Below are 12,020 nucleotides of genomic sequence, written 5' to 3'. Positions count from 1 at the left end.
CTACCGATGCAGGAAAACTAAGCAAAATAATTGAAATCAATTTTAGCGAAAGCTAAGTTTTTAATAGGTGAAAATTAGGGGGGGAACTAGATGTTTGAAATTGTGAAGAAGCAAGTATTATCTCCTAGCATCAAGCTTTTTGAGGTTAAGGCACCTAGAGTAGCCCAGAAAGCAGAGCCAGGACAGTTTTTCATGCTCCGAGTAGATGAAAAAGGGGAACGGATACCACTAACCATTGCTAACTTTGATCGAGAAGCAGGTACTATTACAACTATTGTTCAAGAAATTGGACACACAAGTCAGAGAATGGGTAACATGGAGGAGGGGCAAGAGTTTTTAGATGTTGCAGGTCCCCTTGGGGAAGCCACTGAGATTAAGAACTATGGAACAGTTATGTGCGTAGGTGGGGGACTGGGTATTGCACCAGTATACCCTATTGCTAGAGCATTAAAAGAAGCTGGAAATGAAGTTATTTCAGTAATCGGAGCCAGAAACAAAGATCTGCTTTATTGGGAAGATGAAATGGACGCAATTAGTAGTGAGCTGCATGCTGCTACTGACGATGGAAGCTTTGGTCACAAGGGTTTTGTAACCGACATAGTAAAACAAGTGTTGGAAAACAAAAAAGTTGATGCTATTTGGGCAATTGGTCCAATGCCTATGATGAGAGCTGTTGCTGAAACTACTCGACCATTTGGAGTTAAAACAATTGTTAGCTTAAACCCAATCATGGTGGATGGAACGGGTATGTGTGGGGCCTGTCGAGTAGAAGTTGGGGGAGAGACAAAGTTTGCTTGTGTTGATGGTCCAGAGTTTGATGGACATTTGGTAGACTTCGACTTAGCTCTGAGAAGGTTAGCAATGTACAAAGATGATGAAAAAAGGGCGTTGGCATCTGGTAGCTGTGGGAGGGATGACTCATGTCAAAAATAACCATGAAGAAAAACGAAATGCCTTGTCAGGAAGCAGCTGATAGAAAAACTAACTTTAATGAAGTTGCACTTGGATACTCAGAAGAAGTTGCACTGAATGAAGCGGATAGATGTCTTGAGTGTAAAAAGCCTAAGTGTGTAGAAGGATGTCCAGTGGAAGTTGCTATCCCTGATTTCATTAAATTGATAAAGGAAAAAGATTATAAAGGTGCAGCAACAAAGCTTAAAGAAAAGAACAACCTACCTGCCATATGTGGTAGAGTTTGCCCTCAAGAGAGCCAATGTGAAGCTAAATGTATCTTGAGCAAAAAAGGTGACCCAGTAGGAATCGGAAGACTTGAGAGATTTGTTGCAGATTACGAGCTTAACTTAGATGAAATTAAAGAAGTGGAAAAAATCCCTTCAACCGGATTTAAAGTTGCTGTGATTGGTGCGGGGCCAGCAGGATTAACTGCGGCTGGTGACTTAGCTAAAATGGGACATGAAGTAACCGTGTTTGAAATTCTACACGTAGCTGGTGGAGTTCTGATGTACGGTATTCCTGAATTTAGATTACCTAAAAATGTAGTACAGGCAGAAATTGACTACATTAAAAAGTTAGGCGTAAAGTTTGAAACTAATGCAGTTGTAGGTAAAGCTACGTCGGTAGATGAACTACTAGAGGATGGTTTTGACGCTGTATTTATTGGAACAGGAGCTGGCCTGCCTTACTTTATGAACTTGCCTGGTGAAAACTACAATGGTGTATACTCAGCCAATGAATTTTTAACTAGAACTAATTTAATGAAAGCATATAAATTCCCTGAGTATCACACACCCATTAAAGTTGGAAAGCGAGTAGCAGTCTTAGGTGCTGGAAATGTGGCCATGGACGCAGCTAGAACAGCTTTGCGATTGGGAGCGGAAGAATCCTACATTGTCTATCGCCGTTCAGAAGCAGAAATGCCTGCAAGGCACGAAGAAATTGAGCATGCTCTTGAAGAAGGAGTAAAGCTAATGCTTTTAACTAGCCCTACAGAGTTCCATGGGGACGAGGATGGAAACTTAACAGGAATGACCTGTGTGAAATATGAACTGGGTGAGCCAGATGATTCTGGCAGAAGGAGACCAGTAAAAATAGAAGGTTCAGAACATCATGTAGAAGTAGAAACTGTTGTTGTAGCCATAGGACAAGGACCTAATCCATTAGTAACTAGTACCACACCTGGACTTGATTTGAATGAAAGAAATGGCACTATTAAAGCAGATGAAAGGGGCATTACCTCTAAGTCTGGCGTATTCGCTGGAGGCGATGTGGTAACTGGCGCTGCTACAGTGATCTTAGCAATGGGAGCAGGAAAGCAAGCTGCTCAAGCCATTGATGAGTATTTGAGAAACAAATAAAAAATTAAGATTAAGGGGGATGGTTATGACGGCTACAGTTCTTGACGGAAAGCAAGTTTCTAGTGAAATAAGGGAAGAGTTAAAGAAGGAAGTTCAGCAGCTTAAGGATCAGGGGGTTCAGCCAGGTCTTGCAGTGGTGTTAGTAGGCGAAGACGCTGCATCGAAGGTGTATGTATCAAAGAAAGCAAAGAGCTGTGAAGAAATTGGTGTTTACTCGGAAGTACACAGACTAGCTGCTACAACATCTCAAGAAGAACTACTTCAACTGATTGACAAATTGAACAACGATGACAAAATCAACGGGATTTTAGTACAATTGCCAGTACCAGATCACATCGATGACAAAGCAGTAATTGATGCAATTGCTTTGGAAAAAGACGTAGACGGATTTCACCCATCTAGTGTAGGGAACATGGTGATTGGAGATGACTGCTTCTTGCCATGTACGCCTCATGGATGTATGGTTCTGTTGGAGAAATCAGGAATTGACTTAAAGGGCAAGAAAGCGGTTGTGGTAGGTAGAAGTAACATAGTAGGTAAGCCTATGGCCATGTTACTACTGCAAGCCCACGCTACAGTAACAATTTGTCATTCTCGAACTAAGGACTTGGCAGCAGAGGTGAAAGAAGCTGATGTGGTTATTGCCGCAGTAGGTAGACCAGAAATGGTTACAGGGGAGATGCTTAAAGAGGGAGCAGTTGTTATCGATGTGGGAATAAACAGACTAGATGATGGTAGGTTAGTTGGAGATGTTCACTATGAAAGTGCTGCTAAAGTAGCTAGTTACATTACACCAGTTCCAGGCGGTGTAGGGCCTATGACAATTACTATGCTACTTAAGAATACTGTTGAGGCCGCTAAGAAGTGCAAATAAATGTCATAACCATTAGAGAGCTATCCGAATACGTAAAAGTAATGCTAGATAACGAACCCCGGTTACAGCAAATGTGGGTAAAAGGTGAGATTTCCAATTTTAAGCATCACTCATCGGGACATATGTATTTTACATTAAAGGATGAATACTCTTCCATAAAAGCAGTGATGTTTAAGGGTAAGAACTGGAATCTAAACTTTATTCCTAAAAATGGTATGAGCGTTATTGTCAGAGGAAGTGTTTCTCTTTACATCAAAGGTGGTCAATACCAGCTTTATGTGGAAGAAATGCAGCCTGAAGGGCAAGGAAGCTTATATATAGCTCTCGAAAAGCTAAAAGAACAGTTAAATAAAAAAGGATACTTTGATTTATCAATAAAGAAGGAGATACCGATTTTGCCTAGCAAAATCGGTATCGTTACTTCACCAACTTCAGCAGCACTGAGAGATATATTAAAGGTAATTAATCGAAGATATCCTAACTACCCAGTAATTATTTCGCCCACAGCGGTTCAAGGCGATGATGCTCCCAAGCAGATTGCTAAAGCAATTAATAATTTAAACAAACTTGGTTCAGTGGACGTTATAATTGTTGCTAGAGGAGGCGGATCGCTAGAGGAATTATGGGCTTTTAATGCAGAAGAAGTGGCAACAGCTATCTATAATTCACAAATCCCCATTGTCAGCGGAGTAGGACATGAGGTTGATTATACAATTAGTGACTTGGTTGCCGACAAAAGAGCAGCAACTCCTTCGGCAGCGGCAGAAATGGTAGTGCCGGTTAAAGCTGAAATGATTGAAAAAGTTAACTTGAAAAAAGAGCGCTTAAAGCAAGCATTAATAAATAAACTACAGCAAAAGAAAGAGCATCTATATTATTTGAGAAATAGTAGCGTACTTACTAACCCTAAAGCCAGTTTAAACCAGTACTATCAACAGGTTGACTACTTAGAGCGGGATCTCTTAAACAATATATCAAGGGTTATGAAGGATGTGCGTTCTAACTACAGTTTATGTGCAAATAAATTAGAGCTATTGAGCCCACTAAAAGTACTTAGTAGGGGCTACTCTATCTGTCAAGACAAAAAAACCAAAGAAATCATAACTGATTCTGATCAGGTAACAGGTGAACAATTATTGGAATTAAACTTATATAAAGGGCGAATTGATGTGGTGGCAGATAAGATTCAGGAGGGGGATAATGAGTAAAGACAAGATTGAAACTCTAGAGTTTGAAGAGGCCTTAGCGAACTTAGAAAAAATAGTTAAGCAATTAGAAACAGGTGAATTAAAATTAAATGAAAGCTTAGATAAATTTCAGCAGGGAATCCAACTAGTAAAAGTATGTAACGAACAACTAGAGCGAGCTGAAAAAGAAATAGAAATGCTAGTGGACAATGCTGGTACTCTAAAGGCAGAAAAAATTGACCCGGAAGAATTTGAGGTGGATGAAGATGAATTTAGATAGCTATATAGCAGAAAAGATAAATCTCATAAATGATAAATTAGATAAATACCTGCCCGATGAAAGTGAAGTGCCAGAATTAATACATCAATCTATGCGATACAGTGTGTTTGCTGGGGGAAAGCGCTTGCGCCCTATTTTGGTAATAGCTTCCAGTGAAGCTGTTGGCTTCAATGCTGAAAAAGTTATGCCCACAGCTTGTGCTTTGGAGTTAATCCACACATATTCGTTAGTTCATGATGACTTGCCCGCTATGGATGACGATGATTATAGAAGAGGTAAACTTACCAACCATAAAGTATATGGTGAGGCAACGGCTATATTAACAGGGGATGCCCTTTTAACAAAAGCTTTTGAACTAATAGCCTTCAATGCCACTTTAGGAATAAATGAAAAGAATATTATAAAAGTATTAGGTGAAATTAGTAGTGCTGCTGGCTCTCAAGGGATGGTGGGAGGTCAAGTAGTAGATATGCAATCTGAAAATAAAAGTATCGGCTTCGATACTTTAAAATACATTCACACTCATAAAACCGGTGACTTATTTAAAGCTTCAGTTAGGGCTGGAGCCATATTAGCTAATGCATCTGACAAACAACTAGCAGCTCTCACTGAGTATGCTGAACAACTGGGACTTGCTTTCCAAATTACAGACGATATACTAGATGTTGAGGGTGATGCCCAAGTCATTGGTAAAGCTGTGGGTAGTGACCAAAAGAACCAAAAATCTACATATCCATCTTTATTTGGTATTGACCAATCTAAAGAAATGGCGTATAATAGTGTCTCGAAAGCAATTAATGCACTTGATATATTTGGTTCAGAGGCAGATAGACTAAGAAAAATTGCTAATTATTTGACAAAAAGAAAAGTTTGATATAATTACAGCTAAGGTTATACCTTAGCGTTTTCCTTTTTACACAGATATGCATAATTCACTTTAGTGGTGCAGTATTCTAGTCAAAACTCTCTACCCTGAAGACGGGCCTAAAAATCCGTCACGGGCACATCGATGAAGTTCCTGGTGCTGGCTCGCGACGCCCAGTTGGGGGTTGGTGCTGGGAGTTAAGGAGGATGGGGCGATCTACAATGGCATGTAGGCGTTGACCCCGCCTCCGTGGAGACCCAAGTGCGTGGGGAAGCTACCTCGTAGCCAACGACGGCTTGGGATACAAACCTGTATGTGGTACGCAAGTGCTGGGTGCAGTGTAGCCTGCCTTGAGTGGTAATAGTGGGATGAAAGGCATTCTCTTTTAATTCTCTTCGGCCAAAGAGCTTAAAAGAGCTACTGAAAACTATTGCTGCAAAAGAGGCTAGGGGTAGAGTTGTTTTGTTGAGGAAAACTCCTAGACTGTTAACCAATGTTAGACTCATCAGGGATTAAAGTGTGGACTAAGTGGTAATCTAGCCCTGGTAGCGGTGACGCACCAGATTAGCCTTTAAAGGGAAACCACTCAGATGGCGACATCAGAGTAGGCTAATGGGAAAACCTGCTGGACCTAAGCCACAACATTTACCTGATGAGTTACCACTAAAGTGGTATAAAGCATAATTTTTTTGAAAATTAATGTGGAGTGAATAAATTGACAAGTTATATTTCTAAGAGCTTACCACATGCAATATTTATTGGTTTTTTTACTTTTATAATAGCCATAATAATTGTGTTGAGCTCAGAATTTTTTTTTGATAGAATAGCATCTTTATACATATCCTTTGCAGTATTGCTTTTAATTATTATAGTGGGCATAGTAGCAGATGTTATTGGTGTGGCAGCCGCAGCTTCTATAGAAGCCCCGCTTCATGCTAAGGCAGCTAAAAAAGTAGAGGGAGCAGATACTGCTGTTTCTTTGGTACGAAATGCAGACAAAGTGGCCAGTTTTTCTAGTGACTTTATTGGCGATATTTGCGGAACCGTCAGTGGCGCTATTGGAGCTAGTATTATATTTAAGCTAGTTGCGGAGAACCCTTCTTTTAACGTAGTGATGCTTAGTACAGGTATGACAGGATTAGTTGCAGCGCTAACTGTTTCTGGTAAAGCTTTAGGTAAAACTATTGCAATTAATAAAGCAAATGATATAATTTTTAATGTTGGAAGGGTATTATATAAGATAGAGAAGAATACAGGTCTTACATTGATTAAGACTGTAAATGAGCGCAAACGGAGAAGGTGATTCTGTGAAAAGCGAATTACTACAAAAAATTAATAGCCCTAATGATTTAAAAAAGCTTTCATTTGAACAAGTGGACCAGTTAGCAGGCGAGATAAGGGAATTCTTGGTAAACTCAGTTTCTTCTACAGGGGGCCATTTAGGGCCAAACTTGGGAGTGGTAGAACTTACCTTAGCTATTCATTACGCCTACAACTCGCCAAAGGACAAACTAATATGGGATGTTGGTCACCAGAGTTATGTACATAAGCTGATAACGGGACGCAGAGACCAGTTTGGCTCTTTGAGGCAATATGGTGGATTAAGCGGTTTTCCCAAGCGGGAAGAGAGCAAATATGATAACTTTAATACCGGGCACAGTAGCACATCAATTTCTGCTGCACTGGGAATGGCAAAGGCAAGAGATATTAGGGGCACAGATGAAGAAGTAGTAGCAGTAATAGGTGATGGAGCTTTAACAGGTGGAATGGCTTTTGAAGCCTTAAATCATGCTGGGCACTTAGATACAAATATTACTGTGATACTAAACGACAATGAAATGTCAATTGCTTCAAATGTAGGCGCCATGTCCTCCTATCTTAGTCGCCTGCGTACAGATCCTATGTATGACAAGGGTAAGGATGAAATAGAGTACTTACTGAAGAAAATACCTGCAATCGGAAGTAGAGTTGTCAAGGTAGTAGAGCGGCTTAAGGATAGTTTAAAGTATCTAGTAGTACCGGGAATGCTTTTTGAAGAACTCGGGTTTACTTATTTTGGTCAAATAGATGGACATGATTTTGATGAATTGCAAGCAGTCTTAAAACGTTCTAAAAAAATTAAAGGACCCAAATTAATTCATGTTATAACTACTAAAGGCAAAGGTTATAAACCGGCGGAAGCAAGACCAGAAAAATTTCACGGTGTTGGAGCCTTCCAGGTTTCTACTGGGGAGATAAAAAAGAAAAAGACAAATACGCTTACATATACTCAAGCATTTAGCCATGGACTTCTCAAACTAGCTGAACAAAATAGTAAGATTATTAGTATTACTGCAGCTATGCCTGATGGGACAGGCTTAAATGAGTTTTCTCTAAAATATCCAAAGCGTTTTTTTGATGTGGGTATTGCAGAGCAACATGCGGTAACCATGGCAGCAGGGATGGCAGCGGATGGATATAAGCCTGTGGTGGCAGTTTATTCTACATTTTTACAAAGGGCTTATGATCAAGTTATTCACGATGTGTGCATGCAGAATCTGCCCGTTGTATTTGCGTTAGATCGGGCTGGCTTAGTGGGGGAGGATGGAGAAACCCATCATGGTGTTTTTGACCTCTCATATTTAAGTCATATTCCAAATATGACTGTAATGGTGCCAAAAGATGAAGCGGAGCTTCAGCACATGCTCCATACAGCTTTGAAAATGGACAGTCCCGTTGCAATAAGATATCCTAGAGGTAATGGTGAAGGAGTAGAAAACCCAGAAGTAATGCAGGAACTCCCTTATGGAAAGGGAGAGTTATTACTTGAGGGAACAGATTTGACCATTGTAGCTGCAGGTTACTTAGCATACACAGCTGTAGAAGTAGCTAAAAAACTGTCAGAGCAGGGGATAACAGCAACTGTCATTAATCCTAGATTTGTAAAGCCCTTTGATAGAGAATTAATTCTAGATTGGGCTGACAAGACTGAATATGTTGTTACAATAGAAGACAACCTAAAGACTGGTGGATTTGGAAGCAGTGTGTTGCAGTATCTTCATGAGGAAAATAGCAATGTAAAAGTCATGAACATAGGTATTGGCGATGAATTTGTTCAGCAAGGAAATGTGAATATAATTAGAGAACAGGTTGGTTTAGATCAGAATAGTATAGTCCAGCAAATTTTAGATAAGAAGCACTTTAAAAGAGTAAAATAGGGAGTTATGTAAAGTGACAAAAGAGAGAATAGATTTACTCCTTGTAGAAAAGGGACACTTTGAAAGTCGCGAAAGGGCAAAGACCTCCATAATGGCAGGAAATATTTACGTTGACAATAAAGTTATCGATAAGCCTGGAACAAAGGTGGATTCTGACGCACATATAATCGTCAAAGGAAGTGAGCATCCCTACGTAAGTAGAGGAGGCTTGAAATTAGAAAAGGCTATTGCCCACATGGGATTTAAGGTAGAAGATAAAATAGTATTAGATGTTGGAGCTTCTACAGGTGGTTTTACTGACTGCGCATTGCAAAACGGAGCGAAAAAAGTTTATGCAGTTGATGTGGGCTACGGACAGCTTGCTTGGAAGTTAAGGCAGGATAGCAGGGTTGTAAATATGGAACGGACAAACATCAGGTATGTAGAAGAATTAGATGAGAGCCCTGATGTAGTCACAATTGATGTGGCGTTTATTTCCCTGACTAAAGTATTGCCAGTAGTTAAGAAGCTAATAGCTTCTCATGGACAAGTTCTTGCCTTAATCAAGCCTCAATTCGAGGCGGGCAAAGATAAAGTTGGGAAAAAGGGCGTTGTTAAAGATTCTTCTGTCCACGAAGAAGTAATAATACGTATCCTGGAGTTTAGCGCTGAAGTAGGCTTTGAATTAATCCAGATTACCCATTCACCAATAAAAGGCCCTGAAGGGAATGTGGAGTATTTATGCTGGCTAAAGGAAGAGGATAGCATTACTAAAGAGTATGATCAAACTGTAATAGCTAAGAAAGTTGTAGCAGAAGCATTTAAAGAGCTGTAAAAAAACACACCCTATGGGTGTGTTTTTTTAGGAGGGTGGTTACGTGGGTAGTCTTGAAAAAATTATAATAGGAATTATTTTGGGAATAGTATTTACCATTATAGCAAGAAAAAAGCTTAATAAATTTGTGTATAGGCGCAGGATTAGCAAAGCTAAAATAGCTGAAACTGAGGCCATTGAAATATTAGAAGAAAAGGGTTATCAAGTTCTTCATACCCAGGCGCGAAACCCTATAGTTACTCGAATTGACGGTATTGAACACAAAACCCATGTAATAGCCGATGCTATAGTTGCAAAGGGTGGCAGAAGATATGTAGTAGAAGTAAAAACAGGAAACCAAACAGAAAATCTTAATGCAAGTCATATTAGAAGACAACTGCTAGAATACTTTCTTATTTTCAAACCCCATGGTATAATTTTACTTGACATGGAAAGAAAGAAATTGCATCATGTAGAACTAGATGTAGTTAAAGACCAAATAAATGACGATAAAAAAATATTTTCCGATCATTGTAAATACGTAATAACAATCATACTTACGCTACTAGTAGGGATTGTTATTGGAGCATTAGGAGTGAAAATATGACCAATTTTGGAATAAGAAAAATTGGACTAGCTTACAATACTCAAAAAAAAACAGGAATAGCCCTTGCAAGTAAAGTAGAGGAATGGTGTAGACATAATCAAATTGAATTAGATAAAAGCCCCATGAAAATTTCTGAAAAGTCAATTAAAGCCTCAGATCTTTGGACTAGTAATTGGGAAGAAACAATAGACCTAATTATGGTTATTGGAGGGGACGGTACTCTACTAAATGTTGCCAGAGCAGTAGCCTCATCTGATTTACCAATCTTGGGAATAAACGTGGGCAATATGGGCTTTTTAACAGAAATAGAAGTTCCCGACTTAATCAGTAGCTTAGATAAGTTGATCCGAGGAGAGTACCATGTTGAAGAGCGAATGATGCTTGAAGCAACTGTTTATAGGGATAATAAGAAAGAAGGCTACTTTGTAGGTTTAAATGATATAGTGGTGACTAAAGGCGCTTTTTCTAGAATGATTAGGCTGGAAACTTATGTGGACGACCAATACATAGATACTTTCCCAGCAGATGGGTTGATTATAGCAACTCCCACAGGGTCTACTGCCTACTCTCTTTCTGCAGGAGGGCCAGTGGTTTTCCCTGAGGTCCCGGCAATAGTAGTTACGCCAATATGCCCTCATACCTTTTATGCACGTCCAATGGTTTTAGCGTCAACTCATTGTGTCAAAATTATATTGAAATCTCAGTGGGGAGAAGTTATGCTCACAGTGGACGGGCAGCACGGCTTTAAATTAGAACAGAATGACACTATTATGGTTCAAAAGGCTCCATACAGTATTAAGCTAATTAAGGTTAACGACAGGAGTTTTTTCAATATCCTACGGGATAAGCTAAGGGGTGAAAAATATCGGTGAATCAATTAAATAGAGCAGTTGACATAGCACATCTCTTTACCAAGCAGGCTGTAAAACCGGGGGGAACTGTGGTAGACTGCACTGCAGGTAATGGTCATGATACAGTATTGTTAGCTGAGCTAGTTGAAGACGCAGGCAAGGTTTATGCTTTTGACATTCAGAAAGTGGCCATTGAAAATACAGAACAGAACTTGCGCAATTGCAGGCTCTTAAATCGAGTAAAACTGATACATGCTTCTCACCATGAAATATCTAAATACATTACAGAGCCAGTGGATTTTGTTATATTTAACTTAGGGTATTTGCCTGGAGCCGATAAAGAAATCATTACAAAGGCAGAAACAACGCTAGATTCCTTGCATAGTGTACTCACAATCTTAAAGCCAGGTGGGATGATACTTTTTGTAGTATACCCTGGACATGCAGGGGGAGCTAACGAGGCAAAAGGTTTACTAGAGTTTACAGCAACCATAGATAAAAAATTATACAATGTAATCCAAATAAACCACCAAAATAGAAAAGAAACGTCACCCTTTGTCTTAATTATTGAATCTAAAGAGAGGAATGATAGCCCTTGAAACAGAAAAGGCAAAGAAATATTTTAGATATTATTGAAGAAAAAGCAGTGGAAACTCAAGACGAATTAACCCAAGAGTTATGCAATAGGGGGATAATTGTAACTCAAGCCACTGTTTCTAGAGATATAAAAGAAATGGGGCTAGTAAAGGTCCCCAAGGGCGGAGACAAGTACTGCTATGCTCTTCCTAATGATAAAAGCCTAAGCAGCGCAGACCAGAGAAGGCTAGAGCGCCTATTCAAGGATTCAGTAATTGATTTAAACTACAGTGAAAATATTATCTTGGTTAAAACCTATCCAGGAGCTGCTCCTAGTGTAGCATCAGCTTTGGATTACTCAGACATTAGTGAAATTATTGGTTCTGTGGCAGGCGATGACACTATCTTGCTTGTGATAAAGCCTAAAGAGGCAGTGCAAGAAATTTTGGAAAAGTTAGATGCCTTATTTGATTGA

General features: G+C 39.5%; 13 protein-coding genes. All 13 read left to right on the top strand.

What is annotated here, in order from left to right; translation table 11 throughout:
• Positions 1-90 precede the first annotated feature (90 nt).
• The 13 genes from GGQ84_RS09445 to argR all read left to right on the top strand — a co-directional run bounded on the left by GGQ84_RS09445 (position 91) and on the right by argR (position 12,020).
• On the top strand, positions 91-933 hold the full coding sequence (locus GGQ84_RS09445) for a sulfide/dihydroorotate dehydrogenase-like FAD/NAD-binding protein (RefSeq protein WP_429162027.1): 843 nt from the start codon (positions 91-93) through the stop codon (positions 931-933).
• On the top strand, positions 921-2,315 hold the full coding sequence (gene gltA, locus GGQ84_RS09440; protein WP_429162025.1) for an NADPH-dependent glutamate synthase: 1,395 nt from the start codon (positions 921-923) through the stop codon (positions 2,313-2,315). Before GGQ84_RS09445 ends, gltA begins: the two co-directional genes overlap by 13 nt.
• 25 nt (positions 2,316-2,340) lie before the next feature.
• Entirely contained in the window at positions 2,341-3,189 is an 849-nt protein-coding gene (folD, locus tag GGQ84_RS09435) for a bifunctional methylenetetrahydrofolate dehydrogenase/methenyltetrahydrofolate cyclohydrolase FolD (protein ID WP_429162023.1), read from the top strand.
• Entirely contained in the window at positions 3,180-4,397 is a 1,218-nt protein-coding gene (gene xseA, locus GGQ84_RS09430; RefSeq protein ID WP_429162021.1) for an exodeoxyribonuclease VII large subunit, read from the top strand. The genes folD and xseA overlap by 10 nt, the downstream gene beginning before the upstream one ends.
• Entirely contained in the window at positions 4,390-4,656 is a 267-nt protein-coding gene (gene xseB, locus GGQ84_RS09425) for an exodeoxyribonuclease VII small subunit (protein WP_429162019.1), read from the top strand. Before xseA ends, xseB begins: the two co-directional genes overlap by 8 nt.
• Positions 4,643-5,530 (top strand): polyprenyl synthetase family protein, encoded by an 888-nt coding sequence (locus tag GGQ84_RS09420; RefSeq protein WP_429162017.1) that lies wholly within the window; start codon positions 4,643-4,645, stop codon positions 5,528-5,530. The genes xseB and GGQ84_RS09420 overlap by 14 nt, the downstream gene beginning before the upstream one ends.
• A 697-nt stretch (positions 5,531-6,227) precedes the next feature.
• Positions 6,228-6,824, top strand: a complete 597-nt coding sequence (locus GGQ84_RS09415; RefSeq protein ID WP_429162015.1) for a hypothetical protein — start codon at positions 6,228-6,230, stop codon at positions 6,822-6,824.
• Positions 6,802-8,718: a 1-deoxy-D-xylulose-5-phosphate synthase gene (dxs, locus tag GGQ84_RS09410; RefSeq protein ID WP_429162013.1), complete on the top strand. Its 1,917-nt coding sequence runs from the start codon at positions 6,802-6,804 to the stop codon at positions 8,716-8,718. The genes GGQ84_RS09415 and dxs overlap by 23 nt, the downstream gene beginning before the upstream one ends.
• A gap of 13 nt (positions 8,719-8,731) precedes the next feature.
• Entirely contained in the window at positions 8,732-9,532 is an 801-nt protein-coding gene (locus GGQ84_RS09405; RefSeq protein WP_429162012.1) for a TlyA family RNA methyltransferase, read from the top strand.
• Between the two features lie 43 nt (positions 9,533-9,575).
• Positions 9,576-10,118, top strand: a complete 543-nt coding sequence (locus GGQ84_RS09400) for a hypothetical protein (RefSeq protein WP_429162010.1) — start codon at positions 9,576-9,578, stop codon at positions 10,116-10,118.
• On the top strand, positions 10,115-10,990 hold the full coding sequence (locus GGQ84_RS09395) for an NAD(+)/NADH kinase (protein ID WP_429162008.1): 876 nt from the start codon (positions 10,115-10,117) through the stop codon (positions 10,988-10,990). Before GGQ84_RS09400 ends, GGQ84_RS09395 begins: the two co-directional genes overlap by 4 nt.
• Positions 10,987-11,568, top strand: a complete 582-nt coding sequence (mnmM, locus tag GGQ84_RS09390; protein WP_429162007.1) for a tRNA 5-(aminomethyl)-2-thiouridylate-methyltransferase MnmM — start codon at positions 10,987-10,989, stop codon at positions 11,566-11,568. The genes GGQ84_RS09395 and mnmM overlap by 4 nt, the downstream gene beginning before the upstream one ends.
• On the top strand, positions 11,565-12,020 hold the full coding sequence (gene argR / locus GGQ84_RS09385) for an arginine repressor (RefSeq protein WP_429162005.1): 456 nt from the start codon (positions 11,565-11,567) through the stop codon (positions 12,018-12,020). Before mnmM ends, argR begins: the two co-directional genes overlap by 4 nt.

This window comes from Desulfitispora alkaliphila (genome assembly GCF_050433185.1).
Taxonomy (GTDB): domain Bacteria; phylum Bacillota; class Desulfitisporia; order Desulfitisporales; family Desulfitisporaceae; genus Desulfitispora; species Desulfitispora alkaliphila.
Note: the sequence above shows the minus strand (reverse complement) of the source record. Positions and strands in the feature narration are given on the sequence as shown.